This window comes from Arthrobacter sp. zg-Y895 (genome assembly GCF_020731025.1).
In the GTDB taxonomy this organism is placed as follows: domain Bacteria; phylum Actinomycetota; class Actinomycetes; order Actinomycetales; family Micrococcaceae; genus Arthrobacter_B.
In genome coordinates, this window is record NZ_JAJFZY010000004.1 from 351948 (window position 1) to 378456 (window position 26509).

At 65.8% G+C, this 26509-nt stretch carries 22 protein-coding genes; 9 read left to right on the top strand and 13 right to left on the bottom strand.

What is annotated here, in order from left to right; genetic code table 11:
• Positions 1-31: 31 nt before the first annotated feature.
• Genes sufD through LJ760_RS08410 form a run of 3 tightly spaced genes read right to left on the bottom strand, consistent with a single transcriptional unit; the run spans position 32 to position 3593 of the window.
• Positions 32-1366: a Fe-S cluster assembly protein SufD gene (sufD, locus tag LJ760_RS08400; RefSeq protein WP_227921698.1), complete on the bottom strand. Its 1335-nt coding sequence runs from the start codon at positions 1364-1366 to the stop codon at positions 32-34.
• Complete coding sequence (sufB, locus tag LJ760_RS08405; protein ID WP_269436537.1) at positions 1366-2841, bottom strand: Fe-S cluster assembly protein SufB; 1476 nt, start codon at positions 2839-2841, stop codon at positions 1366-1368. Before sufB ends, sufD begins: the two co-directional genes overlap by 1 nt.
• Positions 2841-3593 (bottom strand): helix-turn-helix transcriptional regulator, encoded by a 753-nt coding sequence (locus LJ760_RS08410; RefSeq protein ID WP_227921701.1) that lies wholly within the window; start codon positions 3591-3593, stop codon positions 2841-2843. The genes sufB and LJ760_RS08410 overlap by 1 nt, the downstream gene beginning before the upstream one ends.
• A gap of 153 nt (positions 3594-3746) precedes the next feature.
• On the opposite strand from LJ760_RS08410, the gene LJ760_RS08415 reads away from it, so the two are divergent.
• Genes LJ760_RS08415 through LJ760_RS08425 form a run of 3 tightly spaced genes read left to right on the top strand, consistent with a single transcriptional unit; the run spans position 3747 to position 6471 of the window.
• Positions 3747-4724, top strand: coding sequence for an ABC transporter ATP-binding protein (locus LJ760_RS08415; protein WP_227921703.1), 978 nt, complete (start codon positions 3747-3749; stop codon positions 4722-4724).
• A complete protein-coding gene (locus LJ760_RS08420; protein ID WP_227921705.1) occupies positions 4721-5464 on the top strand; it encodes an ABC transporter permease in 744 nt (247 codons plus the stop codon). The genes LJ760_RS08415 and LJ760_RS08420 overlap by 4 nt, the downstream gene beginning before the upstream one ends.
• 5 nt (positions 5465-5469) lie before the next feature.
• Complete coding sequence (locus LJ760_RS08425) at positions 5470-6471, top strand: COX15/CtaA family protein (RefSeq protein WP_227921707.1); 1002 nt, start codon at positions 5470-5472, stop codon at positions 6469-6471.
• Positions 6472-7151: 680 nt separating this feature from the next.
• Here the strand turns inward: LJ760_RS08425 and LJ760_RS08430 are convergent.
• The gene (locus LJ760_RS08430; protein WP_227921710.1) at positions 7152-8090 is read right to left on the bottom strand and encodes a heme o synthase; all 939 of its coding nucleotides are present in this window, start codon (positions 8088-8090) and stop codon (positions 7152-7154) included.
• Positions 8091-8526: 436 nt separating this feature from the next.
• Here LJ760_RS08430 and tkt point away from each other — a divergent pair, with 436 nt between their 5' ends.
• The 6 genes from tkt to pgl are packed head-to-tail and all read left to right on the top strand — an operon-like array spanning position 8527 to position 16792.
• The gene (gene tkt, locus LJ760_RS08435; RefSeq protein WP_227921712.1) at positions 8527-10716 is read left to right on the top strand and encodes a transketolase; all 2190 of its coding nucleotides are present in this window, start codon (positions 8527-8529) and stop codon (positions 10714-10716) included.
• A gap of 27 nt (positions 10717-10743) precedes the next feature.
• Positions 10744-11859, top strand: coding sequence for a transaldolase (gene tal, locus LJ760_RS08440; protein ID WP_227921713.1), 1116 nt, complete (start codon positions 10744-10746; stop codon positions 11857-11859).
• A 6-nt stretch (positions 11860-11865) separates the two neighbouring features.
• On the top strand, positions 11866-13494 hold the full coding sequence (locus LJ760_RS08445) for a glucose-6-phosphate isomerase (protein ID WP_227921714.1): 1629 nt from the start codon (positions 11866-11868) through the stop codon (positions 13492-13494).
• Positions 13495-13503: 9 nt separating this feature from the next.
• Positions 13504-15039, top strand: coding sequence for a glucose-6-phosphate dehydrogenase (gene zwf, locus LJ760_RS08450; RefSeq protein ID WP_227921715.1), 1536 nt, complete (start codon positions 13504-13506; stop codon positions 15037-15039).
• Positions 15036-15971: a glucose-6-phosphate dehydrogenase assembly protein OpcA gene (locus LJ760_RS08455; RefSeq protein WP_227921716.1), complete on the top strand. Its 936-nt coding sequence runs from the start codon at positions 15036-15038 to the stop codon at positions 15969-15971. Before zwf ends, LJ760_RS08455 begins: the two co-directional genes overlap by 4 nt.
• A complete protein-coding gene (gene pgl / locus LJ760_RS08460; RefSeq protein WP_227921717.1) occupies positions 15968-16792 on the top strand; it encodes a 6-phosphogluconolactonase in 825 nt (274 codons plus the stop codon). Before LJ760_RS08455 ends, pgl begins: the two co-directional genes overlap by 4 nt.
• Positions 16793-16869: 77 nt before the next feature.
• Here pgl and secG read toward each other — a convergent pair whose 3' ends face one another.
• The 9 genes from secG to uvrC form a co-directional block, all read right to left on the bottom strand.
• Positions 16870-17121 (bottom strand): preprotein translocase subunit SecG, encoded by a 252-nt coding sequence (gene secG / locus LJ760_RS08465; protein ID WP_227921719.1) that lies wholly within the window; start codon positions 17119-17121, stop codon positions 16870-16872.
• 61 nt (positions 17122-17182) lie between these two features.
• Positions 17183-17998 carry a triose-phosphate isomerase gene (gene tpiA, locus LJ760_RS08470; RefSeq protein ID WP_227921721.1) on the bottom strand — a complete coding sequence of 272 codons (816 nt, stop codon included), beginning with the start codon at positions 17996-17998 and terminating at the stop codon, positions 17183-17185.
• A 103-nt stretch (positions 17999-18101) separates the two neighbouring features.
• Complete coding sequence (locus tag LJ760_RS08475) at positions 18102-19328, bottom strand: phosphoglycerate kinase (protein ID WP_227921724.1); 1227 nt, start codon at positions 19326-19328, stop codon at positions 18102-18104.
• A 24-nt stretch (positions 19329-19352) separates the two neighbouring features.
• Positions 19353-20357, bottom strand: coding sequence for a type I glyceraldehyde-3-phosphate dehydrogenase (gene gap / locus LJ760_RS08480; RefSeq protein ID WP_227921725.1), 1005 nt, complete (start codon positions 20355-20357; stop codon positions 19353-19355).
• Between the two features lie 240 nt (positions 20358-20597).
• Positions 20598-21224 carry a superoxide dismutase gene (locus LJ760_RS08485; RefSeq protein ID WP_227921726.1) on the bottom strand — a complete coding sequence of 209 codons (627 nt, stop codon included), beginning with the start codon at positions 21222-21224 and terminating at the stop codon, positions 20598-20600.
• A gap of 104 nt (positions 21225-21328) precedes the next feature.
• Positions 21329-22309: a DNA-binding protein WhiA gene (gene whiA / locus LJ760_RS08490; RefSeq protein ID WP_227921727.1), complete on the bottom strand. Its 981-nt coding sequence runs from the start codon at positions 22307-22309 to the stop codon at positions 21329-21331.
• A gap of 10 nt (positions 22310-22319) precedes the next feature.
• Positions 22320-23339, bottom strand: a complete 1020-nt coding sequence (locus LJ760_RS08495; RefSeq protein WP_227921729.1) for a gluconeogenesis factor YvcK family protein — start codon at positions 23337-23339, stop codon at positions 22320-22322.
• Positions 23339-24238 carry an RNase adapter RapZ gene (gene rapZ / locus LJ760_RS08500; RefSeq protein ID WP_227921734.1) on the bottom strand — a complete coding sequence of 300 codons (900 nt, stop codon included), beginning with the start codon at positions 24236-24238 and terminating at the stop codon, positions 23339-23341. Before rapZ ends, LJ760_RS08495 begins: the two co-directional genes overlap by 1 nt.
• A gap of 81 nt (positions 24239-24319) precedes the next feature.
• On the bottom strand, positions 24320-26326 hold the full coding sequence (gene uvrC, locus LJ760_RS08505) for an excinuclease ABC subunit UvrC (protein ID WP_227921736.1): 2007 nt from the start codon (positions 26324-26326) through the stop codon (positions 24320-24322).
• Between the last annotated feature and the right edge of the window lie 183 nt (positions 26327-26509).

A 26509-nucleotide genomic window follows, 5' to 3' on the forward strand; every position in this document is an offset into this window, starting at 1 on the left:
CGCCGGGATTATCCGGCACCCGGACTTGGTCTCAGTAGGCTCCGGAGGCTTCGAGCTCGCGCTCGACGGCGTCGGTGAGACGCTCTTCCAGGGCAGGTACCTTGATCTGCTGGATGATCTCGGTGAGGAAGCCCCGGACCACCAGGCGGCGGGCGGTGTCCTCGGGGATGCCGCGTGCCATCAGGTAGAACAGGTGCTCGTCGTCGAACCGGCCGGTGGCGCTGGCGTGGCCGGCACCCTCGATCAGTCCGGTTTCGATCTCCAGGTTCGGTACGGAGTCGGCGCGGCCGCCGTCGGTCAGCAGCAGGTTGCGGTTGACTTCGTACGTGTCGGTACCTTCTGCTTCCTTGCGGATCAGGACGTCGCCAACCCAGACGGTGTGCGCGTCGCGGCCCTGCAGGGCTCCCTTGTACATCACGCGGGACTTGCAGTTCGCCACTGCGTGGTCCACGAACAGGCGCTGCTCCAGGTGCTGGCCGGCGTCGGCGTAGTACAGGCCGAACATCTGCACGTCGCCGCCGGTGGCGGTGAACTTGGAGGACGGGGTGACGCGCACCAGGTCGCCGCCGAGGCTGACGACGACGTGCTTGAACTTCGCGTCGCGGCCGATCTTGGCGTACTGCGCGGAGGCGTGCACGGCGTCGTCGTCCCAGTCCTGAACGGACACGACGGTCAGTTCAGCACCGTCGCCGACGACGATTTCCACGTTCTGGGACAGCACAGCCGAACCCTTGTGGTCCAGGACCACAACGCCCTTGGAGAACTTCTCCGCGGTGATGACGATGTGCTGCGCGGCCGGATCCTTGCTGACACCGTTGATGGTCAGCGTGACGCTGCCGTCAACTACGGTCTCGGCGGGGATGGTTACGGCAGTGGCCTCGCGGAAGTCTTCCCACGCGGCGGCGGCAACCCGGTCTTCGGGGATGCCGGCGGAGCCGATGCGGGAGTCGGTGCGGGCAATGCTCTCGACCCGCACGCCGTCGGGGGCCACGACGGCCAGCTCGGGAGCTGTTCCATCGAGGTCCGCGGTGTGCAGTCCGCGCAGGCGCTTGAGCGGGGTGAACCGCCAGTCTTCTTCGCGACCGGTCATTCTGCCGAAGTCAGCCCGGTGGAAGGAGGTGGTGCGGCCGGCGCGTGAGCTGTCCGGGATGCCCTCTCCGCCACCGTGGCTGTGGGACTTGCTGCTGTCGCCGCCCAGCGGTGAGGAGTCCTCGTTCAGCGGGGAGAGGTTTTCGCCCTCCTCGGTGAAGCCGTCAATGCGCACACGGTTGGTTTCCCGAGGGGAACCTACCTTCGCCTTGACCTCCTCCACTACATTGCTGACCTTTTCGGTCACGGTTTCGACGACGTCGTTAAGCTTCGACATTAACCGACGGCTCCTTCCATCTGGAGTTCGATGAGGCGGTTGAGTTCAAGGGCGTATTCCATCGGCAGTTCGCGCGCGATCGGCTCGATGAAGCCGCGCACGATCATTGCCATTGCCTCGTCCTCGGGAAGGCCGCGGGACATGAGGTAGAACAGCTGCTCCTCGCTGACGCGGGAGACAGTGGCTTCGTGGCCCATGGTGACGTCATCTTCGCGGATGTCCACGTACGGGTACGTGTCCGAGCGGGAGATGGTGTCCACCAGGAGGGCGTCGCAGCGCACGGTGTTGGCCGAGTGCGTGGCGCCTTCGCGGACCTGGACCAGGCCGCGGTAAGCGGCACGGCCGCCGCCGCGGGCCACGGACTTGGAAATGATGGAGCTCTTGGTGTTGGGCGCAATGTGGACCATCTTGGATCCGGTGTCCTGGTGCTGGCCCTCGCCGGCAAAGGCGATGGACAGGGTCTCACCCTTGGCGTGCTCGCCGACCAGGTAGACAGCCGGGTACTTCATGGTGACCTTGGAGCCGATGTTGCCGTCGATCCATTCCATGGTGGCGCCCTCGTGTGCAATGGCGCGCTTGGTCACCAGGTTGTACACGTTGTTGGACCAGTTCTGGATGGTCGTGTAGCGGACGCGGGCGCCCTTCTTCACGATGATTTCGACGACGGCGGAGTGCAGCGAATCCGACGTGTAGATCGGCGCGGTGCAGCCCTCGATGTAGTGGACGTAGGAATCCTCGTCCGCAATGATCAGGGTGCGCTCGAACTGGCCCATGTTCTCCGTGTTGATACGGAAGTAGGCCTGCAGCGGGATCTCTACGTGGACGCCCTTGGGGACGTATACGAAGGAACCGCCGGACCACACGGCAGTGTTCAGCGAGCCGAACTTGTTGTCACCGACAGGGATGACGGTGCCGAAGTACTCCTGGAACATTTCCGGGTGTTCCTTCAGCGCGGTGTCCGTGTCCAGGAAGATGACGCCCTGGCGTTCCAGGTCCTCGCGGAGCTGGTGGTAGACAACCTCGGACTCGTACTGCGCTGCGACGCCGGAAACCAGGCGGCCGCGCTCAGCTTCGGGGATACCGAGCTTCTCGTACGTGTTGCGGATGTCCTCGGGGAGGTCTTCCCAGGTGTTGGCCTGCTTCTCCGTGGAACGGACGAAGTACTTGATGTTGTCGAAGTCGATGCCGGAGAGGTCTGCACCCCAGGTCGGCATGGGCTTGCGCTCAAAGTACTTCAGGCCCTTCAGGCGAAGGTCCAGCATCCACTGCGGCTCGTTCTTCTTAGCCGAAATGTCGCGGACGACTTCTTCACTCAGGCCGCGGCGGGCCGTAGCACCGGCGACGTCCGAGTCTGCCCATCCGTACTCGTATGTACCGATGCCCTCGAGTTCAGGGTTCTTCTCCAGGATGTCTGAAATCACAGACTCCGGCACCATGGAAGGTGCCGTTGGCTTCTGGGTTACTTGATCCGTCATCACGGCCTTTCTTGCTGATGAATGGATGTGGACTGGTTGGTCTCGGCGTGCAGAGGAACCTGCGGCGCGGATCGGGTCCGACCCACGGGGATGTGGGTCGTACAAACATGGCCGCCGCGGGAGAGCGTGGACAGACGGCGGACGTCCACCTCCAGCAGGCGGGCAAAAACTTCGGTCTCCTTGTCACAGAAGACGGGGTAGGCCGTGGCGAGTCCCTGGATGGGGCAGTGCGCCTGGCACAGCTGGATACTCAGCAGCGTGCTCTTTTTCGCCGCGGCGCCGATCATGGTGGTCGACGCGACGAAACCGTCCTTCGTCAGTTCGGCGGCCAGCGCCTCGGCGCGGTCGGCGAGTTCGGGACCGGCGGCGTCGACGACGGGTCGGTAACGCTCCTCCATCCGGCCGAACCGTTCCGCGGCAAACGCCTCGATCGCCTGGGGTCCAAGGGCTGCACCGAGCTGGCGCAGCGCCTCAGTGGCGATGTCGAGGTAGTCGTTGCCGAGATGGGCCTGTCCCTGCGGGCTCAATACGTACCGCCGGGCCGGCCTTCCTGCACCGGAAGAGGAATTACGGACAAGCTTGACCTGGATCAGGCCCTTCCCCGAGAGGGCGTCAAGGTGGCGGCGCACGGCGGCGGGCGTGAAGCCCAACCGTTCCCCCAGCTCCGCGGCACTGACCGGGCCGTGCTCCAGAACCGCACCCAGCACCTTGTCCCGCGTACGCTCCTCCGCTTCGCGGGCAGCGCTCGGCACGGCCGCCGCCTTAGTCTCAGAGTTGCTCACAGAATACACAACACAAGCATGACCTAATCTGTTCCCCGATTCCACTAAGGCAAGGCTTCCCATCGCCATGGTCCATCGCGCGTGTCCGCCCGTGCCGGCGTCCTGTACTACCTAACGTAGAATATGCAGGTGCCTATCGATGAACCCTGCCTGACCATTAAAGGTCTGATCAAGGACTGCGGCCCGGTTGCTGGTCTCGACGGCAAAATGATCCGTGTGCTGGCCGGCGTCGACTTCACTGCCCGCCGCGGATCCGTCACTGCCCTCCTTGGTGCCAACGGAGCGGGAAAGACCACCACGCTTGAATGCGCCCAGGGACTGCAGTCCATTGACGGCGGGGAAATCCGCCTGCTCGGACAGGATCCTTACCGTGCAGACGCCCGCCTCCGCAGCCGCGTAGGCGTGATGCTCCAGGAAGGCGGACTACCGCCGTCGGCCCGTCCCGTGGCCCTGCTTGAGCATGTGGCCCGCATGTATGAGGCGCCCCGGCCGGTCGCCGAGCTGGTGGACCGCCTGGGCATCCGCAGCTTCGCCAACACCGGAATCCGGCGTCTCTCCGGCGGGCAGAAGCAGCGACTGGCCATGGCCGCGGCGCTGATCGGCCGCCCCGAGGTCCTCTTCCTGGACGAACCCAGCGCCGGACTGGATCCCCAGTCACGCCAGATCGTGTTCGACCTGATCACCGAGCTGCGGGACGAGGGGCTCGGCATCATCCTCACCACCCACCTGATGGACGACGCGCAGAAGCTGGCCGACTACGTCTACATCATCGACGCCGGCAAGACCGTCGCCTCGGGCACCGTAGCCGAGCTCACGTCCGCCACCGGCTCCCCCGGCTCACCCGCCGAGCAGCGGCTGCTGACGTTCGACGCCGAACCCGGGCTCGACGTCGTCGCCCTCTCCTCCGGGCGGCTGCACAATCTGGAGGTGCAGGAGGCCGCACCCGGACACTACGCCGTCCGCGGGGCGCTGACTCCCCACGACCTGGCCGCACTGGCCTCGTGGTGGGCGGAACGGAACATCCTGCCTTCTTCAGTACATATGGCTTCGCGTACCCTCGAGGACGTTTTCCTCGACCTGTCCGGAAGGACCATCCGTTGAGTGCTCCCGCATCGCTGCCGGCGCGCATCCTGAACCAGGGCCGCTATGAGGCCCTGACGATGCTGCGCAACGGCGAACAGCTGATCCTCGCCGTGGTCCTGCCGCTGCTGGCCATGGTGGCCCTGGTGGTCACTCCCCTGCTGGACGGCTACGGACCCAGCCGGATCAACATGGCTGCCCCGGGCATCTTCGCGCTCTGCGCCATGTCCACCGCTTTTACCGGGCAGGGCATCGCCACCGGCTTTGACCGCCGGTACGGCGTGCTCCGCTACCTGTCCACCACTCCCCTGGGCCGCACCGGCCTGATTGCCGGGAAGGTCATTGCGGTCCTGGCCGTCCTGGCCATCCAGGTGGTTCTGGTCTCCGTAGCGGCGCTGCTGTTCGGCTGGCAGCCGGAGCTGAGCGGGTTGCTGCCGGCCGCCGTGCAGCTGGTGCTCGGCGCGGTGGCCTTCACGGCCCTCGGCCTCCTGGTCGCCGGGACCGTACGGCCTGAGGCCACCTTGGCCATAACCAACCTCCTGTGGATCCTCCTGGCTGCCGCCGGCGGTATCATCATCCCCGTAGGCAACCTGCCCCAGGTACTGCAGCCGTTTATCGAGGTCCTCCCCTCCGCGGCCCTTGGCGACGCGCTGCGCTCGGCCCTGATCGATTCGCAGTTCAACATTTCCGCCACGTTGATCCTTCTGGCGTGGACAATACTGGGCGGCCTGGGTGCTGTCCGCTGGTTCAAATGGAGTTAGAAACCGTGTCATCAACCTCGGCCGGTGTCCCCTCCCGGCAATCGAACAGCCAGCTGCCGGTGGCCGGACGCCTTATCCGCAACCTTGCCGTGGCCTCGCTGGTGGCCAACATAGTAATCGTGGTGACCGGCGGTGCCGTGCGCCTGACAGCGTCCGGGCTGGGCTGTCCTGAATGGCCGCTGTGCACGGCCGATTCCCTCGTCACGACGCCCGAGATGGGGCTGCACGGCGTCATCGAGTTCGGCAACCGGCTGCTCACTTTCGTGCTTACGGCCATTGCCTTTGCGATGGTCTTCTCCGTGTGGCGCCTGCGGTCCGAACGCCGTGATCTCTGGTGGCTTTCCATTGCACTGCTGGCCGGAGTCCCGGCACAGGCCGTCATCGGCGGGATCACCGTCCTCACGGACCTCAACCCGTGGGTTGTGGGCCTGCACTTCCTTGCCTCCACCATCATGATCACCGTGGCCGTGGTCATGGTGAACCGCTCAAGGCTTTCCGCGATGGATCTCCAGGCACGCCATGCTCCGCTGGCGGATAAAAGCCTCCGCCCCGTGCTGGGCGCCATCGGCGTCCTGTCCGCCCTGACCGTGGTGCTGGGTGTAGTAGTGACCGGTTCCGGCCCGCACGCCGGCGACCACGGAGCTGCGCGTAACGGCCTGAACCCGGACCTGATCACCCGCATCCACGTGGTTCCCGTCTACCTGCTGGTCTTTGCGCTGGCCGTGGCCCTTTACCTGGTGCTCCGCAGGGCGACCGATGCCCGGGTGCGCCGGGCCGTGATGGTGCTGGCCGTCGTCGTACTGGCTCAGGCCGCCATCGGCTACGTGCAGCACTTCCTGCACCTGCCTATTGCGTTGGTGGCCCTGCACATGTTCGGTGCATGCCTGCTGACGGCCGCAGCGGCCCAGGCCGTCTACATCGGCTTCAACAAGCAGGTTCCCGGCGGGGCCGCCATCGCGGTCCAGCAGGCCCGGCGGGCGCGCAAGACCCGGGCTGTTCGGAAGTAGCGGGCGCCTCTTGTAACGGGTGCATTTGCCGAAGAAGGGCCGGACTCCTGACGGGGTCCGGCCCTTCTTCTGTGTTCGGGGCCTGTGCACGCAAGGGCTGTCTCCCGCACGGTGTCCCACGCCCTGGTGCCCCTGTTGCGGGTGTGACCCCGGCAGCAACAGGAGTCCCAAAGCCTGGGATGCTGTGCACGCAAGGGCTGTCTCCCGCACGGTGTCCCACGCCCTGGTGCTCCTGTTGCGGGTGTGACCCCGGCAGCAACAGGAGTCCCAAAGCCTGGGATGCTGTGCACGCAAGGGCTGTCTCCCGCACGGTGTCCCACGCCCTGGTGTTCCTGTTGTGGGTGTGACCCCGGCAGCAACAGGAGTCCCAAAGCCTGGGATGCTGTGCACGCAAGGGCTGTCTCCCGCAGGGTGTCCCACGCCCTGGTGCTCCTGTTGCGGGTGTGACCCCGGCAACAACAGGAGTCCCAAAGCCTGGGATGCTGTGCACGGGAGGAGGCGGACGGGCCGACCCGGCCCGGACCCGGACCGGCCGCACCCGGCCGCCGCCATCGACTGAGCAGATAACGGGGTCATGCGGAGTTCTAAAGCCCGTTATCTGCTCACCGGATGAGAGGCAAACCCCTGACACAACAATGGCCGGACCCCCGAAGGGATCCGGCCACAGTAAAGCGGAAAGACTAGACCAGCGCGCCGCCCACGAACGGATCCACGGCCAGGGCCAGGAAGAGGATCGTGAGGTAGCTGATGGACAGGTGGAAGACCTTCATGGCGGACTTGTCATTGAGCTCTTCGCGCTGGGCCCGGGAATGCAGCTTGTGTGCCTCGGCCACGAACCAGCCGCCGGAGAGCAGGGCGGCGATGGTGTAGACCCAGCCGGCACCGCCAACGGGAACGAGCAGCAGCGAGCAGGCCACGGTGGCGTAGGCGTACAGGACCACCTGGACGGAGACGAGCTTGGCGCCGGCAACTGCGCCGAGCATCGGCACGCTGGCGTTGCGGTAGTCCTCGCCGTACTTCATGGACAGCGGCCAGTAGTGCGGCGGCGTCCACAGGAAGATGATCATAAACAGGATGATGGCCGGCCATTCCACCTTGTCGGTGACGGCGGCCCACGCGATGAGTACGGGCATGCAGCCCGCGGCGCCGCCCCAGACAATGTTCTGGGTGGTGCGGCGCTTGAGGATCAGCGTGTAGAAGACCACGTACAGGAGGATGGCTCCGAGGCCCAGCAGGCCGGTGAGCGGGTTGGCCCCGAACCAGAGCAGGGCAATGGCGATAACACCCAGCACCCACGCAAAGACCATGGCCTCCCGCGGGGACACCTCGCCGGTGACCAGCGGACGGTTCTTGGTCCGCTTCATCAGCTTGTCCATGTCGCGGTCGATATAGCAGTTGAAGGCACCGGCGCTTCCTGCTGCCAGTGCGCCGCCGATCATGGTGACCAGGATCAGGCCCAGGGACGGAAGTCCCTGTTCGGCGAAGATCATGGTGGGGAGCGTGGTCACGAGCAGGAGTTCGATGACGCGCGGTTTGGTGAGCGCCACGTATGCCCGGACCTTGCGGCCCGCCGTCATCTTCCCCGTGTGGACCGGAGACTCGGCATGCTGGGTAGTCACGAAGCGATCACTTTATCCAATCTGGAACGAAAAATCCGTCCTAATCATAACCTCTATCGGCTGTAGAAATCGAAGTATGGAATACGCATGCGCCCGCACACCTGCAGGAAACGGAACAGCCGCGGCCCGAAGGCCGGGATCATGCCGCGGGGGCGGGCAGGAAGCAGCCTTAGACGATAAGGTTGGAACGGACCTTTCCCGCGGCTAATTACGCTGCGGCACGGGAAAAGCAACAAACAGTATTAAGCAGTATCCGCGGCGTCGGCTGCGGAACGCGGAACAAGTTATGCCGTGAACGCGGTATCGATTTGCGTCTGCCGTTGGTTGTAGTGGTAAAGGAACCGGACGCACCCCGTTCACGGGGGCTTCCGGGCATCTCCGGCGCTGTACGGCGCCGGTTGTCTGTAGAGAGAGGGGCCCGGTAAACGTGCCACATATGGAAGAGCAAGAACTGATCTGGACCGAGACAGACCGCAAGGCAGTGGACACCGTCCGCGTCCTGGCTGCCGACGCCGTGGAGAAGGTCGGCAACGGCCACCCCGGTACGGCCATGAGCCTGGCTCCGGCCGCCTACCTTCTGTTCCAGAAGGTCATGCGCCACGACCCGTCCGATCCGCAGTGGATTGGCCGCGACCGCTTCGTCCTCTCCCCCGGGCACACCTCCCTCACGCTCTACATCGAGCTCTTCCTTTCCGGCTACGGCCTGGAACTCGAGGACCTGCAGTCCCTGCGCACCTGGGGTTCCAAGACCCCCGGCCACCCCGAATACCGCCACACCGACGGCGTCGAAATCACCACCGGCCCGCTGGGCCAGGGCCTGGCGTCCTCGGTTGGCTTCGCGTTCGCCCAGCGCCGCCTGCGCGGCCTGCTCGACGCCGACGCTGCCGAAGGCACCAGCCCGTTCGACCACACGATCTGGGTCATTGCGTCCGACGGCGACCTGCAGGAAGGCGTTACGGCCGAGGCCTCCTCGCTGGCGGGGCACCAGGAACTGGGCAACCTCGTGGTCCTGTACGACGAGAACCACATCTCCATCGAAGATGACACCGACATTGCCTTCACCGAAGACGTGCTCAAGCGCTACGAAGCCTACGGCTGGCACACCCAGCGGGTGGACTGGACCAAGACGGGCGAATACGTCGAGGACGTTCACGAGCTCTACAACGCCCTGATGGCAGCCAAGGCCGAAACGAGCCGGCCGTCCATCATCTCCCTGCGCACCATCATCGGCTGGCCTGCACCGAACAAGCAGAACACCGGCAAGATCCACGGTTCCGCCCTGGGCACCGACGAAGTGGCCGCGCTGAAGGAAACCCTGGGCTTCGACCCGGCCAAGAACTTCGACGTCGACCCCGAGGTCCTCGAGCACGCCCGCCAGGCAGTAGCCCGCGGCGCCGAGGCACACGAGAAGTGGAACGAAGGTTTCAAGGCCTGGGAGGAAGCAAACGCTGAAGGCTCCGCACTGCTGGCCCGCCTGGAAAAGGGCGAGCTGCCGGAGGGCTGGGAGGCATCGCTGCCCGTCTTCGAAGCCGGCAAGGACATGTCCACCCGTGCGGCTTCGGGCAAGGTCCTCTCCGCCATAGGTCCGGCACTCCCGGAACTGTGGGGCGGCTCCGCCGACCTCGCCGAGTCCAACAACACCACCATTGAAGGCTCCCCCTCCTTCATCCCCGCGGGGAAGCAGACCAACGCCTGGTCCGGCAACCCGTACGGCCGGGTGCTGCACTTCGGCATCCGCGAGCACGCCGCGGCATCAATCGTCAACGGCATCACGATGCACAGCAACACGCGTGCCTTCTCCGGTACGTTCCTGATCTTCAGCGACTACCAGCGTCCGGCCATCCGCCTGGGCGCGCTGATGGGCGTGCCTGCCATCTACGTCTGGACCCACGACTCCATCGGCCTGGGCGAAGACGGTCCCACCCACCAGCCGGTGGAGCAGCTCGCTTCCCTGCGCGCGATCCCGGGGCTCGACGTCGTCCGCCCGGGCGACGCCAACGAGGTGGCCGTCGCTTGGCGGACCATCCTGGAGAACACCGAGAACCCGGCCGGCATTGTGCTGACGCGCCAGAACATCCCCACCTATGCCCGGGGCGCCGGCGCGGCCACCGCCACCGAGTTCGGCTCCGCCGAAGGTGCCGCCCGCGGCGGGTACGTGCTTGCCGAAGCCGTCCGCGACGGCAGCGTGGTGACGCCGGACGTCATCCTGGTCGGCACCGGTTCCGAGGTCCAGCTGGCTGTTGAAGCCCGCGAAGCACTCGCTGCCGAAGGCGTAGCCGCCCGCGTGGTCTCGATGCCGAGCATCGAGTGGTTCAACAAGCAGGACAAGGAATACCGCGAGTCGGTACTGCCCAAGGACATCCGTGCCCGGGTTTCCGTCGAGGCGGGAATTGCCCTCGGCTGGCGTGAAATCGTCGGCGACGCGGGCCGCAGCGTCTCCCTGGAGCACTTCGGTGCCTCCGCCGACTACAAGACGCTGTTCCGCGAATTCGGCATCACTGCCGACGCCGTGGCCCAGGCTGCCCGCGATTCCCTCGCCGCTGTCGGCGGCAACGGATCCGCTCCCGACGGCACAACCGGTGCCGCTTCCGGAGCACAGTCCACCGAGACCGGCGACCAGCAGTAATCCCCTTACTTAAAGGAGCATCAAACAATGACTTCCACTCCCACCGCCCGGCTTTCCGAAGCCGGAGTCTCCATCTGGCTCGACGATCTCTCCCGCGAACGGATTGTTTCCGGTTCCCTGAAGAAGCTCATCGATGAGCGCGACGTGGTCGGCGTGACCACGAACCCGAGCATCTTCGCAGCCGCACTGGCGAACGGCGAGTCCTACGCCGCCCAGGTGCAGCAGCTCTCGCGTTCGGGTGCCGACGTCGACAAGTCCGTCTTCGAAATCACCACCGACGACGTCATCCAGGCGTGCGACGTCTTTGCACCGGTCTACGAAGCAACCAACGGCGTCGACGGCCGCGTCTCCATCGAGGTGGATCCGCGCCTGTCGCGTGACACCCAGGGCACCATCAACGAGGCGAAGGAACTCTTCGACAAGGTTGGCCGAGCCAACGTCCTGATCAAGATTCCCGCCACCCAGGAAGGCCTGCCGGCCATCACCGCCACGCTGGCCGCGGGCATCAGCGTCAATGTGACCCTGATCTTCTCCCTCGAGCGCTACCGCGAGGTCATCAACGCGTACATGCTCGGCATTGAGCAGGCGAAGGAAAACGGACACGATCTCTCCACCATCCACTCGGTGGCGTCCTTCTTCGTCTCCCGCGTCGACGCTGAAATCGACAAGCGCCTGGACGGCATCGGCTCCGACGAGGCCAAGGGCTTGAAGGGCAAGGCCGGCCTGGCCAACGCCCGCCTGGCCTACCAGGTCTTCGAAGAGCAGTTCGCCAGCGAACGCTGGCAGGTGCTGGCCGCGGCCGGTGCCAACGCCCAGCGCCCGCTCTGGGCCTCCACCGGCGTGAAGGATCCGGCCCTGCCGGACACCCTGTACGTCACCGGCCTCGTGGCACCGAACTCGGTTAACACCATGCCGGAAAAGACGCTGGAAGCCACTGCGGACCACGGCGAAGTCACCGGTGACACCATCACCGGCACGTACGCGGAGTCCAATGCAGTCCTCGACCAGCTGGACGGCCTTGGCATCTCCTACAACGACGTTGTGGAGCAGCTGGAGACCGAAGGCCTGGATAAGTTCGTGGTCAGCTGGGGCGAACTCCTCCAGACCGTTCAGACCGCACTGGATACCGCGAAAGAGGCATAGGAAAAAATGACCACACTGTCCTTTGAAGCAGCCGGGGCGGCCAGCGTTGCCGTCGACGCCAAGGTGCCCGAACTCGTGGGGGATGAAGTCGCCTCCCGCCTCGTGGCCCAGGATCCCACCCTCTGGGGACCAGATGCCGAAGCCGAGGCGTCCATCCGCCTCGGCTGGCTCAACCCCGGAGAAAGCTCCCGGCCGCTCGTGGGACAGATCGCGGCGCTGAGGGAAGAGCTCGCCGCCGAGTCAGTGACCCGCGTGGTCCTGGCCGGCATGGGCGGCTCTTCCCTGGCGCCCGAGGTCATTACCCGCACTGCGGGCGTGGACCTGACAGTCCTGGATTCCACCGACCCGGACGTGGTTGCGGCCGCCCTCGGCGACCGGCTGTCCGAGACCGTCATTGTCGTGAGCTCGAAATCGGGTTCCACGGTGGAGACGGATTCGCAGCGCCGGGTGTTCGAACAGGCCTTCACCGACGCCGGTATCGACGCCAAGTCCCGCATCGTCGTCGTCACCGACCCGGGGTCGCCGCTGGACGCAGCGGCCCGCGAGGCCGGCTACCGCGCCGTGTTCAACGCCGACCCCAACGTTGGCGGGCGCTACTCCGCCCTGACGGCGTTTGGGCTGGTGCCTTCGGGCCTGGCCGGCGCGGACATTGAAACCCTGCTGGACGACGCCGAGATGACAGCGGAAATCCTCCGGGACGACGCACCGGACAACATCGGCCTGGAACTTGGAGCGGCCCTCGGCGGAACCGACCCGCTGCGCAACAAGATCGTGATTGTGGACGAAGGCTCCGGACTGGCAGGCTTCCCCGACTGGGCAGAGCAGCTGATCGCGGAATCCACCGGCAAGCTCGGCACGGGCCTGCTGCCCGTCGCCGTCGAACCCGGCGCCCCGGAGATGGTTTCCGGTGCCGGCGACGTACTCACCGTCCGGATTGTCCCCGTCGATTCCGACGTCCTCCCCGAAGGGGACCAGGTAGTGGTTTCCGGCAGCTTGGGCAGTTCCATGATGCTCTGGGAATTCGCGACGGCGGTGGCCGGACGCCTGTTGAACATCAATCCGTTTGACCAGCCGGACGTCGAAGCTGCGAAGAAGGCGGCACGCGGACTGCTTGACGCTACCCCGGAGCCCACGGAACCGTCCTTCATTGACGGGTCCGTCGAGGTACGCGGGCCGGCTGATCTCCTTGGCACGGCGCACACCCTGAGGGGCGCGCTGGCGGCCCTGCTCCGGCACCTCGGCACGGACGGCTACCTCAGCGTCCAGGCCTACCTCGACCGTTTCCGGCAGGCGGACCTGGAGCAGATCCGTCCGGAGCTTGCTGCAGCCACCGGCCGTCCCGTGACCTTCGGCTGGGGTCCGCGCTTCCTGCACTCCACCGGCCAGTTCCACAAGGGCGGCCCGGCGCAGGGAGTCTACCTGCAGATCACAGGTAAGCCCGCACAGGACATCGGCATCCCGGACCGGCCCTTCTCCTTCGGCGAACTCATCAGCGCGCAGGCCGCCGGTGACGCGCAGGTCCTCGCGGACCAGGGCCGCCCCGTACTGCGGCTGCACCTGCTGAACCGCGACGAAGGGGTCCGCGAAATCGAAAACGTCGTGCGGGCCCTGGCCGCCGAAGCGAGCAGCAAGTAAATGCCCGCCGTGGGAAAGACCAGGAAGGGCAACCCGCTCCGGGATCCACGGGACCGCCGGCTGAGCCGGATCGCCGGTCCGTCCTCCCTGGTGATCTTTGGCGTGACGGGAGACCTGGCCCGGAAGAAGCTCATTCCGGCTGTCTATGACCTGGCCAACCGCGGCCTGCTTCCGCCCAGCTTCTCGCTGGTGGGCTTCGGCCGCCGACCGTGGAGCCACGAGGAGTTCGCCGCCCAGGTGAAGGAATCGGTGCAGGCACATGCCCGGACCGATTTCGATGAGGGCGTGTGGAAGCAGCTGGCAGAGGGCATCCGGTTTGTCGAAGGCGGATTCGACAGCGACGAAGCCTTCGAGGACCTGAAGGCGACCCTCGAGGACCTGGACGAACGACGCGGAACCCGCGGCAACCACGCGTTCTACCTTTCAGTGCCGCCCAAGTCCTTTGAAGAGGTCTGCCAGCAGCTTTCCGGACACGGACTGGCCAAGACCTCCGAGGGCAAATGGCGGCGGGTGGTCATCGAAAAGCCGTTCGGCCACGACCTCGCCTCTGCCCGGGAACTCAACAACGTGGTGGAATCGGTGTTCCCCGCCGATTCGGTGTTCCGCATCGACCACTACTTGGGCAAGGAGACGGTCCAGAACATCCTGGCGCTGCGTTTCGCGAACCAGCTGTTCGAACCGATCTGGAACGCCAACTACGTGGACCACGTGCAGATCACCATGGCCGAGGACATCGGCATCGGCGGCCGTGCGGGCTATTACGACGGCGTAGGCGCCGCCCGTGACGTGATCCAAAACCACCTGCTGCAGCTTTTGGCGCTGACCGCCATGGAGGAACCCATTTCCTTCAATGCGGAGCACCTCCGCGCGGAAAAGGAAAAGGTCCTGGCGGCCGTCCGGCTGCCGGAGGACCTCTCCCGCAGTTCCGCCCGCGGGCAGTACACAGGCGGCTGGCAGGGCGGTGAGAAGGTTACCGGTTTCCTGGAGGAAGAAGGCTTCAACCCGGATTCCAAGACCGAGACCTTCGCCGCGATCCGGCTCGATATCAATACCCGCCGATGGGCCGGAGCACCGTTCTACCTGCGGGCCGGCAAACGGCTGGGCCGGCGCGTCACCGAGATCGCCGTCGTCTTCAAGCGCTCCCCCAATCTGCTGTTCCGCGAACACAACGGTGACGACTTCGGCCAGAACGCCGTGGTCATCCGTGTCCAGCCGGACGAAGGTGCCACCATCCGCTTCGGCTCCAAGGTGCCGGGTACCCAGATGGAGGTCCGCGACGTTTCCATGGACTTCGGCTACGGGCATTCCTTCACCGAGTCCAGCCCCGAGGCCTATGAACGGTTGATCCTGGACGTGCTGTTGGGTGAGCCTCCGCTCTTCCCCCGGCACCAGGAAGTCGAGCTGTCCTGGAAGATCGTGGATCCCTTCGAAGAATACTGGGCGTCGCTCGACACCCAGCCCGAGCCTTACGCTCCCGGCAGCTGGGGGCCGGACTCCGCCAACGAGCTGCTCGCCCAAGACGGAAGGACCTGGAGAAGGCCGTGATAGTAGAACTGCCGGACACCACCACCTCCAAGGTGTCCAAGGAAATAGTCGCCATGCGTGAAAGGGGCGGCGTGGTCACCCTCGGCCGCGTGCTGACCCTGGTGGTGGATACCCAGCCGGACTTCGTCGAGGAGGCCATCGCCGCCGCCAACGAGGCCAGCAGGGAACACCCGTGCCGCATCATCGTGCTGGCCGAGGGCAGCCCGGACGAGAAGACCCGCCTTGACGCGCAGATCCGGGTGGGCGGCGACGCCGGTGCCTCGGAAGTGATTGTGCTGTCCGGGTACGGCGAACTTACGGGCGAAAGTGAATCCCTGGTGTCTTCCCTGCTGCTGCCGGACGCTCCCATAGTGGTCTGGTGGCCGCACGGAGTTCCCTCCGATCCGGCGCAGACACCGCTGGGCTGCATTGCCCACCGCCGGATTACCGATGCAGCAACCGAGGATGATCCGAAAAAGGCGCTGCTGGGCCTGGCGGACAGCTACGCTGCCGGGGATACCGACCTCAGCTGGACCCGGTTGACGAATTGGCGCGTCCAGCTGGCCGCCGTCCTGGACGGTGGTGGAGCGGCCCAGGTCCGGTCCGTCGTCGTCGAGGGCGCTTCAGACTCGGCCAGCACCTTCCTGCTGGCCGCCTGGTTGAAAAAGGCACTGAAAGTACCGCTGGAGATCATCGAAGGGGAAGCCGGAACCGGCATCCACAGGGTAGTGTTTAGCCGCGGCGACGGAGACGTGGAACTGGCCCGGCCGGACCAGGTCACCGCCCATCTGACCCAGCCGGGGCAGCCGGAGCAGCAGATTTCACTGCCGCGCCGCACCCTGCGGGACTGCCTGGCGGAGGAACTGCGCCGGCTGGATCCGGACGAGGTGTTCGGAGAAGTACTTACCGAGGGACTGGCCGCGTGCCTGTCCAAGGAAGGGGCGGACGCATGAAGCACTCCCCCAAAGGCGTCAGCATCCACCCGGATCCCCAGGCGCTCGTGTCCACAACGGCAGCGCGGCTGATCACCAAGCTCGTGGACGTCCAGAGCCGGCGCGGAGAGGCCACCGTGGTGCTCACGGGCGGAACCGTGGGCATCGCGACGCTGGAGGCCGTGACGGCCAATCCGGCACGGACAGCGGTGGACTGGACGAAGGTCAACTTCTGGTGGGGCGATGAACGGTTCCTCCCGGCCGGCGATCCGGAGCTGAACTCAGTGCAGGCGCGGCAGGCGATGCTGGATCCGCTTGGCGTCCCGGCCGGCCGCATCCACGCCGTCGCTTCCGCCGATGAGGCGGAGACGGTGGAAGACGCCGCAGCCGACTATGCCCGGCAGCTGGCCGACGCCGCTGCCGCCGAGCACCTTGCAACCGGGTTCGAACCTGTCGACCCGCGGCTCCCCCGCTTTGACGTCCTGCTGCTCGGGGTAGGGCCGGACGCGCACATAGCGTCCCTCTTCCCGGAAACCCCGGGCGTTCGGACCGTCGGCGCCACCACGGTAGCCGTCCGTGATGCACCCAAGCCGCCGCCCGAGCGGATCTCGCTCACCCTGGAGAGCATCAACACGGCCTTCGAGGTCTGGCTGGGTGTCGCCGGCAATGACAAGGCCGGTGCCGTGGGCCTGGCCCTCGCCGGCGCGGGGGAAATCCAGGTCCCGGCGGCGGGTGCCCACGGCCGCACCAAGACCCGGTGGTTGATTGACCAGGCCGCGGCATCGCAGCTGTCCCAGCGGCTCTTCGATTCGGACGACCGCGACGCCGGCGACGAGGACTAGGCCCGACTCGCTTAAAAAGGAATGGCCCCCGGACACGTCCGGGGGCCATTCCTTTGGAGCTATTGCTGCGCTGCTGCCTACGCTTCGCCGGCGAAGCGCTGGATCAGCCCGAGTGCCACGATGACCACGCCCCAGGAGATCGCCAGCGCCACCGTAAAGCGGTTCAAGTTCTTTTCGGCAACACCGGAGGATCCGAGGCTGCTGGTCATGCCGCCGCCGAACATATCCGACATGCCGCCGCCGCGGCCCTTGTGGAGCAGGATGAGCAGCGTCAGCAGCAGGCTCGTGATCGCAAGGAGCACCAGCAGGACGATCTTCAGAATTTCCACTTACGGCCTTTCGGGTGACTCATGGATTGGAGACGCCGCTGCGGCGCCCTTCAGCTGCAGTTCAGTCAGTCACCAGATGTTGTTCGAACCTGACAATATTAGCAAATTCGCCTACATCCAAACTGGCACCGCCCACCAGCACGCCGTCCACGTCCCGCTCCCCCAGAATGCTTGCTGCATTAGCGGCCTTGACCGAGCCGCCGTAGAGCAGGCGGGTCTTGGCAGCAACGGAATCGTCATACAGGTCGGCGATTTCGGCACGGATGGCGGCACACATTTCCTGGGCATCCTCGGGGCCGGCAACTTCACCGGTGCCGATGGCCCAGATGGGTTCGTAGGCAATGACGAGGCGGGACACCTGCTCGGCATCCAGTCCTGCCAGGTCCCTGCGGACCTGTTCCAGGGTGTGGATCACGTGATCCCCGGCCTGCCGTACTTCGAGCCCTTCGCCAACGCAGAGGATGGGCACGAGGTTGTGGCGGTAGGCGGCCTTGAGCTTTTCGTTCAGCAGCTCGTCGCTCTCGCCGTGGACGGACCGGCGTTCGCTGTGGCCTACGAGGACGTAGCTGCAGCCGAGCTTGGCGAGGAACTGGCCGGAGATGTCACCGGTGTATGCGCCGGAATCGTTGGGCGACAGGTCCTGCGCGCCGTATTCCACCTTCAGCTTGTCGCCCGCTACCAGGGTCTGTGTGCTGCGCAGGTCGGTGAACGGAGGGAACACCACTACTTCCACGCGGCCGTAGTCGTGCCGTGCGTCGCTCAGCGTCCACGCCAGCTTCTGCAAGAGGGTGATGCCCTGGACGTGGTCCATGTTCATCTTCCAGTTGCCGGCGATCAGGGGTGTGCGGTCGAACTTGCCGTTCGTGGAGGTAGTCATGGTTACTCCGGTTTCTTACTCGCGGTGCGCCGGCGCTAAGAGCCGGGCGGGATGGGACATGCGGGTGCGGGCCCGCTGGGACAGCGGACCCGCACCTGGGGTTTTACTTGTCGAGGACGGTAAGGCCCGGAAGGGCCTTGCCTTCGAGATACTCGAGGCTGGCGCCGCCGCCGGTGGAGATATGCCCGAAGTCGGCTTCCGAGAAGCCCAGCTTGCGGACGGCCGCTGCTGAATCGCCGCCGCCGACGACGCTGAAGCCGCTGGAGTCCTTCAAGGCCTGGGCCACGGCACGGGTGCCGTTGGCGAAGGCTTCGAACTCGAACACGCCCATCGGGCCGTTCCAGAAGATGGTCTTGCCGTGGCGGATCCGCTCGGCAAAGGCCGCAGCGGAATCGGGGCCGATATCCAGGCCGATGCCGGAAGCACCGAAGCGGCTGTCCTCCATGCCCTCGGCAGGAACGGTTTCGACGTCGGCGTCCGCAGCGAACTTATCCGCCACCACAATGTCGGTGGGCAGCACAAACTCGCAGCCGACCTCCTTGGCCCGGTTCAGGTAGCCCTTCACGTTTTCGATCTGGTCTGCCTCGAGCAGGGATGCGCCGACCTTGTGGCCCTGTGCGGCCAGGAAGGTAAAGACCATGCCGCCGCCCACCAGCAGGTAATCGGCCCGGTCCATCAGGTTCTCGATCACTGCCAGCTTGTCGGACACCTTGGAGCCGCCCAGAACCACCACGTAGGGCTTCTCCGGGTTCTCGGTGAGGCGCTTGAGGACCTCGACCTCGGTGTGCACCAACCCTCCTTCGTAGGCAGGCAGCGCCTCGGCAACATCGTAAACGCTGGCGTGCTTGCGGTGCACGGCACCGAAAGCGTCATCCACATACGCGCCGTTGCCGCCGGTCAGGGCTGCCAGCTCCCCTGCCAGCGCCTGGCGTTCCGCGTCGTCCTTGGAGGTCTCGCGCGGATCGAAGCGGATGTTCTGCAGCACCAGGACAGAACCGGCGGCAAGCGAGGATGCCAGTTCGCGGGCGCTGTCGCCCACCACGTCGTCGGCGAACTCCACCGGGAACGGGGACAGTTCGGCGAGGCGGTCGACGGCGGGACGCAGCGAGTACTTCTCATCCGGCTTGCCCTTCGGGCGGCCGAGGTGGGCCATCACAATGACCTTGGCACCGTGCTCCACGAGGGTCTGCAGGGTGGGAATCGACGCCCGGATGCGTCCGTCGTCGGTAACCCGGCCGTCGTCGAGCGGGACGTTCAGGTCGGAGCGGACGAGGACGTACCTGCCGTCAACGCCTTCGCTGATCAGGTCGGGGAGAGTTTTGACAGTCATGTCTACCTTTGCGTACTTGGTTGATTAAAGCTTTGAGCCAACAAGCTTGGTGAGGTCCACGAGACGGCAGGAGTAGCCCCACTCGTTGTCGTACCAGCCCACGACCTTCACCTGGTTCCCCATAACGCGGGTCAGGCCGGAGTCGAAGATGCACGAGGCAGGATCGGTGACAATGTCGGAAGAGACAATCGGCTCGTCGGTGTAGCGCAGGATGCCTGCCAGCGGTCCGTTGCCCGCGGTCTTGTAGACATCGTTGATCTGTTCCACCGTGGCCTCCTTGGAAACCGTCACGGTGAGGTCGGTGACCGAACCGGTGGGTACCGGCACGCGCAGCGCGAAGCCGTCCAGTTTGCCGTCGAGGGCCGGCAGGACCAGGCCGATGGCCTTGGCGGCGCCCGTGGTGGTCGGCACGATGTTCAGGGCTGCGGCACGGGCGCGGCGGAGGTCGCGGTGCGGGCCGTCCTGCAGGTTCTGGTCGGCGGTGTACGCGTGGACGGTGGTCATCAGGCCGCGTTCAATGCCGAACGCCTCATGCAGGACCATGGCCAGCGGGCCGAGGCAGTTGGTGGTGCAGGAGGCGTTGGAGATGATGTTGTGCGACGCCGGGTCGTAGTCGCCGTCGTTGACCCCCATCACGACCGTGAGGTCGGCACCCTTGCCCGGCGCGGAGATCAGGACCTTCTTGGCGCCGGCGTCGATGTGCTTCCTGGCGTCCTCGGCCTTGGTGAAGAATCCGGTGGACTCAATGACGACATCCACGCCGAGATCGCGCCAGGGGAGGTTCGAGGGATCCCGCTCGGCGAGGACACGGATGGTCTTGCCCCCGACGACGATGTTGCCCTCGCTGACTTTGACGTCGGCGCCCAGGCGTCCGGTGACGGAATCGTACTTGAGGAGGTGGGCGAGGGTCTCGGGGCTGGTGAGGTCATTTACCGCGACGATGTCGAGGTCGGCGTTCTGCTCCAGGGCCGCCCGGAAGTAGTTGCGGCCGATACGCCCGAATCCGTTGATTCCAACACGAGTAGTCACTGTTCTGTCTCCTTGAGTAGGGGTTCAATCGAGAGCTGCGTGACCTCATGGTAAGAAGCCACCGGACTGACTGCGGCCTGACACTTCCGCTTGGGAAACCCTTCCGGCCGCGGCGCCGTGGCCCCGTCCCGCCGGTGCCACGAAAGCACCGGACGGGACCGGACCTACGGATTTATCTTACGCGTCACAGTCTCCGTAGGGACCGGGGCACCCGCACAAATGTGCGGCAGGGGCTCAAGACTAAGCCGGGACGATCAGGCTCTTGGCGCCGGTGCGGGCGGCGTCGAAACGCGCGGCGACATCGGCCCAGTTCACGATGTTCCACCAGGCCTTGACGTAGTCGCCCTTAACGTTGGCGTAGTCCAGGTAGTAGGAGTGCTCCCACATGTCGAGCATCAGCAGCGGGATGGTGCCCACCGGGATGTTGCCCTGCTGGTCGTAGAGCTGCTCGATGACGAGGTTCTTGCCCAGCGGTTCGTAGGCCAGGATGGACCAGCCGGAGCCCTGGATGGAGTTCGCCACGGCAGTGAACTGGCCGCGGAAACCGTCGAAGGATCCGAAGAACTCATCGATGGCGGCTGCCAGTTCGCCCTCGGGCTTGTCGCCCCCGTCCGGAGACATGTTGTTCCAGAAGATGCTGTGGTTGGTGTGGCCGCCCAGGTGGAAGGCCAGATCCTTGGAGAGCTTGCCGATGGTGCCGAACTCGCCCTTTTCGCGTGCCTCTGCCATCTGGGCCAGGGCGGTGTTGGCGCCGGCCACGTAGGTGGCGTGGTGCTTGTCGTGGTGCAGCTCCATGATGCGTGCGGAAATATGCGGCTCAAGGGCCGCGTAATCGTACGGCAGTTCCGGCAGTGTGTATTCGTTCACGAAAAATCCTCCGTTGGTGTCGGATCAATGTTCCGGACGGAATTCCCGTCCGGAAACTCGTTGTGCCGCCGAAAGGCAGCAGGCTTCCATCCTATGCAATAACGCTATTCGTCCAACATTTCCGGAGTGACGCTCGACTCAGTACCCGGAATACCCAATTCCGCTGCCCGCTTGTCAGCCATCGCCAGCAACCGCCGGATCCGGCCGGCAATGGCGTCCTTGGTCATGGGCGGGTCGGCCAGGTGGCCGAGCTCGTCCAGGCTGGCCTGCTTATGGGCCACGCGCAGTTCGCCGGCGTAGCGCAGGTGCTCAGGGACGTCCTCGCCGAGGATCTCCAGGGCGCGCTCCACCCGGGCGCCGGCCGCGACGGCGGCCTGCGCGGAGCGGCGGAGGTTGGCGTCGTCGAAGTTGGCAAGCCGGTTCGCCGTGGCGCGTACTTCCTTGCGCATCCGGCGCTCTTCCCACACCATGAGCGCGTCATGCGCACCCATCCGGGTGAGCAGGGCGGCGATGGTGTCGCCGTCGCGGATCACCACGCGGTCCACGCCGCGCACCTCGCGTGCCTTGGCGGCGATGCCGATCCGGCGGGCGGATCCGACCAGGGCCAGGGCAGCTTCAGGTCCCGGGCAGGTGACTTCAAGCGAGGAGGACCGTCCGGGTTCGGTGAGCGAACCGTGGGCGAGGAAGGCTCCCCGCCAGACGGCCTCCGCATCGGCCGCGGAACCGTTCACCACGACGGAGGGCAGCCCGCGCACCGGACGCCCGCGGGCATCCAGGAGGCCGGTCTGCCGTGCGAGTGATTCGCCGTCCTTGACCACCCGAACCACGTAGCGGTTGCCGCGGCGCAGTCCCCCGCCGGACACCACAATGATGTCGCTGGCGTGGCCGTAGACCTCGGCAATGGCTGCACGCAGCCGTCGGGCAGTCGACGCGAGGTCTACCTCGGCTTCGATGACTATCCGTCCGGAAATGATGTGCAGGCCGCCGGCAAAACGCAGCATTGCCGACACCTCGGCCTTGCGGACTGAGGATTTCTTCACGTCCAGACGCGACAGTTCCTCTTTTACAGCTGCGGTTAACGCCACAAATACACTCCTAATTCTCCCCAAAAATATCGTGGAAGGCGGTCGCGAGGCGGAGCGGATCATGGATCGGACGCCCCGACGCTGCCCCCACCTTACCGAAGACCGGACGGCCGCCCAGTTCTGCTACAGCATCCTCGAAGGCCGCTTTGTCCGCCACCACCGACGGATCCACGAGCACGGCATCCACCTTGAACTCCGGCGCGTAGCGGCGGATAACGGCCAAGTGGTCGACGGCGGTCATCCCGGACGTTTCGGTTGTTTCATTGCTGAGGTTCATGGTCAGGCAGCGTTTGGCGGATGTGGCGCACAACGCGTCCCTAAGCTGCGGCAGCATCAGGTGCGGCAGGACCGACGTGTACCAGGAGCCGGGCCCCAGGACCACCCAGTCGGCCAGGTCGATTGCTTCCAGCGCGGCCGGGCAGGCCGGGGCGTCGACGGGCAGCAGCCGGACGTCGCTGACGTTGCTGCGGGAGCCGGCAGCGGCGAGGCTGGCCTGGCCGCTGATGGTCTCGAGCAGGTCTCCGTCGGCGGTGCGCCGAAGGACGTCACCTTCAATGGTCAGCGGCAGGGTGGACATCGGCAGTACCTGGCCGCGGGCACCCAACAGGGCGCCGGCCCATTGGAGTCCGGCGACGGGATCCCCCAGCAGCTCCCACAGCGTGACAATCAGCAGGTTGCCGAGGGCATGGTCATCCAGCGAGCCTTCGACACCGGGCTGGGACCGGAAGCGGTGCTGCATGACGTCACGCCAGGTGCGTCCCCAGTCGGTGTCGTCGCAGAGCGCCGCCAGGGCCATCCGCAGGTCCCCGGGCGGAAGGACGCCCAGTTCCCGGCGGAGGCGGCCGGAGGAGCCGCCGTCGTCCGCCACCGTAACGATGGCGGTGAGGTCGGTGGTGAGCAGGCGGAGGGCCGAGAGGGAGGCGGACAGCCCGTGGCCGCCGCCGAGCGCGACGATCGATCCGCTCCCGCTCCCGCTCTCACGTCCCTTCCCCTCCGGAATCAGGGGCAGGGGTCCGGTGAGGAAGGACATTACTCGCGCCCCAGATCCCGGTGGTGGGAGCTGACCGTCACGTGCGGAAGCTGGGCCAGGCGCTTGGCCAGTTCCTCCGTCACGGCAACGGAGCGGTGCTTGCCACCGGTGCAGCCGACGGCGATCGTGGCGTAGTGCTTGTTTTCCCGGCGGTAGCCGTCAATGACGGGCTCCAGGGCGTCGACGTAACGGTCCAGGAACTCCGCGGTGCCCTTGGCCTGCAGGACGTAGTCGCGGACGTCTTCGTCCAGCCCGGTGTGCGGGCGCAGCTGCGGGACCCAGTGCGGGTTGGGGATGAAGCGGACGTCGGCAACGTAGTTCGCGTCCACCGGCAGTCCGTATTTGAAACCGAAGCTCATCACGTTCAGGCGCAGCACAATCGGGCCGGACTCCGTGAACAGCTCCGTGACGGCGGTGGCCAGAGCGTGGACATTCAGCTTGGAGGTATCCAGGACGATGTCGGAGGACTCCCTCAGCTCCGTCAGGACCTCGCGTTCGGAGGCGATGCCGTCCAGGATGCTGCCGTCGGCCTGCAGCGGATGGGGGCGTCGTCCCTGTTCAAAGCGCCGGACCAGGGTGGAATCATCGGCGTCGAGGAACAGCAGGCGGTAGGTGACGCCGGCGGCACGCAGGTTGCGCAGGGCTTCGCGGATGTCCTGGAAGAGTTCCTTGCTGCGGACGTCGACCACCACGGCCAGCTTCGGAATGGACTGCGGCATCCGGGAAACCAGCTCGGTGAGGGTACCAAGCATCATCGGAGGCAGGTTCTCGACGACGTACCAGCCGTGGTCTTCCAACGCATTGGCGGCGGTACTGCGCCCGGCGCCGGACATGCCCGTAACTACGAGCAGCTCCGATTCCTCCGGTTTGACTACGGTCAAGCCGTCCTCTTGCGTCATTACTGTGATCCCATCCTGATTGTCCTGCTTTTCGAAGAACTCCGAACGGTTCGAAGCCGACACGCCGGTTCCCAAGCCTAACTAAGTTTCCAGGATTTCGCCGGTGGCCATATTGACCGCCGGAACTCCCGCCGTTTCCTTGTCCGCCAGGCGGCTGCGCAGGTTGGCGGCCATGGCCGGACCGATGCCCGGCACCTCCAGGAGTTCCTCCTCGGTCGCGGCACGCAGTTTCTTCACGGAGCCGAAGTGCTTAAGCAGTGCCTGCCGCTTCGACGGTCCCAGTCCGGGCACCTCATCGAGCAGTGACGCGGTCATGGACTTGCCCCGCTTCTGCCGGTGGAAGGTGATGGCGAAGCGGTGCGCCTCGTCCCGGACGCGCTGGAGCAGGAACAGTGCCTCGGAGGCGCGCGGGAGGATCACCGGGAAGTCACTGTCCGGAACCCAGACCTCCTCGAGGCGCTTGGCCAGTCCGACGACCTGCACATCTGTGATGCCCAGATCCGCGAGGGCCTTCGACGCCGCCGCGACCTGGGGCTGGCCGCCGTCCACCACCACCAGGTTCGGCGGGTAGGCGAACTTTGCCTTGGGCGCAGGGGTGAGTGTGTCCGTCAACGGCTGGACGTCGCCGTCGCCGCCGCGCTCGTCAGGCAGGTCCACCGGGGCATCGGGATCGGCGGCGGGATCCGCGTTCTCCGCGAGGTAATTGCGGAAACGGCGGGAAATGACGTTGTACATGGAGGACGTGTCGTCCCGGGCGGCGTCGCCGGTGATCGAGAACTTGCGGTAGTCCGATTTCTTCGGCAGGCCGTCTTCGGCCACCACCATGGAGGCCACCACATTGGTGCCCTGCACATGGGAAATGTCGTAGCACTCGATACGCAGCGGCGGCGAGGGCAGGTCCAGGGCCTCCTGCAGTTCCTGCAGGGCGGCGGAGCGGGTGGTGATGTCCCCGGCCCGGCGGCTCTTGTGCAGCCGCAGGGCATCCGCGGCGTTGCGGGCAACGGTCTCCATGAGCGCCTTCTTGTCTCCGCGCATGGGCACCCGGATGTCCACCCGGGCGCCGCGCAGCCCGCCCAGCCATTCGGCCAGCTCCTCCGCGTTAGGCGGCAGCACCGGGACGAGGACCTGGCGCGGAATGCGGTCGGTCGAGTTCGCCTCGCCGTAGACCTGCTGGATCAGGTGCTCCACGAGGTCGGCGGTGTCGTTGTCCTCGACCTTTTCCACGACCCAGCCGCGCTGGCCGCGGATACGTCCGCCGCGGACATGGAACACCTGGGCCGACGCCTCGAGTTCGTCTTCCTCCAGCGCGAAGATGTCGGCGTCGGTGTCTTCGCTGAGGACCACGTTGTTGCGTTCGAATACTTTCCGCAGGGCCGAGATGTCGTCGCGGAGCCGGGCAGCGGTTTCGTAGTCCAGTTCGGCGACGGCGGCCTGCATTTCCTTCTCGAGGCTGGAGATGAAGCGCTTGCCCTCGCCGGCCATGAAGTCGCAGAGTTCCGCGGCCAGCTCGCGGTGGTCCTCCGGGCTGATCCGTCCGACGCAGGGGGCGGAGCACTTGTCGATGTAGCCGAGCAGGCACGGCCTGCCCGTGCGCTCTGCGCGCTTGAAGACGCCGCTGCTGCAGGTACGGACGGGGAAGACCCGGAGCAGTGTGTCCAGGGTTTCGCGGATTGCCTTGGCCGGATAGAACGGGCCGAAGTAGCGGGTGTCCTTGCGCCGGTCCCCGCGCATGACCTGGGCGCGGGGGTACTTCTCCCCCATGGTCACGGCCAGGTAGGGGTAGGACTTGTCGTCCCGGAACATGATGTTGAACCGGGGATTGAATTCCTTGATCCAGGTGTATTCCAGCTGCAGCGCTTCGAGTTCGGTGCCGACCACCGTCCACTCGACGCCGGCCGCGGTATGCACCATGGCCCGGGTCTTGGGCATCAGCCCGCGCGGGTTCGCAAAATAGGAGTTCAGGCGGGAGCGGAGGTTCTTCGCCTTGCCCACATAGATGACCCGGCCGTGCTCGTCCCGGAAGCGGTATACGCCCGGTGCCGTGGGGATCTCCCCTGTTTTCGGCCGGTAGGTTGCTGGATCTGCCACGTCTCCATCCTACGTTCGCCTTTCGCCGGCCCCGGACGGCGGCATGGGGTTTCGCGCGGCGCTGAACAGTACGGGGGTTTCACTGTCAGAACGGCTGGACAGGGTACACAAATCTCGTCACTGACCCATCTGACCAACACGTCGCAGCAGTTGCCGCAGTTTCGGCATCTGCCCGATTTATCC

Bases quoted from the DNA above. Each gene is read 5' to 3' on its own strand.
- sufD (WP_227921698.1), bottom strand. From the start codon at position 1,366: ATGTCGAAGCTTAACGACGTCGTCGAAACCGTGACCGAAAAGGTCAGC.
- sufB (WP_269436537.1), bottom strand. From the start codon at position 2,841: ATGACGGATCAAGTAACCCAGAAGCCAACGGCACCTTCCATGGTGCCG.
- LJ760_RS08415 (WP_227921703.1), top strand. From the start codon at position 3,747: ATGCAGGTGCCTATCGATGAACCCTGCCTGACCATTAAAGGTCTGATC.
- tkt (WP_227921712.1), top strand. From the start codon at position 8,527: ATGGAAGAGCAAGAACTGATCTGGACCGAGACAGACCGCAAGGCAGTG.
- tal (WP_227921713.1), top strand. From the start codon at position 10,744: ATGACTTCCACTCCCACCGCCCGGCTTTCCGAAGCCGGAGTCTCCATC.
- LJ760_RS08445 (WP_227921714.1), top strand. From the start codon at position 11,866: ATGACCACACTGTCCTTTGAAGCAGCCGGGGCGGCCAGCGTTGCCGTC.
- pgl (WP_227921717.1), top strand. From the start codon at position 15,968: ATGAAGCACTCCCCCAAAGGCGTCAGCATCCACCCGGATCCCCAGGCG.
- tpiA (WP_227921721.1), bottom strand. From the start codon at position 17,998: ATGACTACCTCCACGAACGGCAAGTTCGACCGCACACCCCTGATCGCC.
- LJ760_RS08475 (WP_227921724.1), bottom strand. From the start codon at position 19,328: ATGACTGTCAAAACTCTCCCCGACCTGATCAGCGAAGGCGTTGACGGC.
- LJ760_RS08495 (WP_227921729.1), bottom strand. From the start codon at position 23,339: ATGTCCTTCCTCACCGGACCCCTGCCCCTGATTCCGGAGGGGAAGGGA.
- rapZ (WP_227921734.1), bottom strand. From the start codon at position 24,238: ATGACGCAAGAGGACGGCTTGACCGTAGTCAAACCGGAGGAATCGGAG.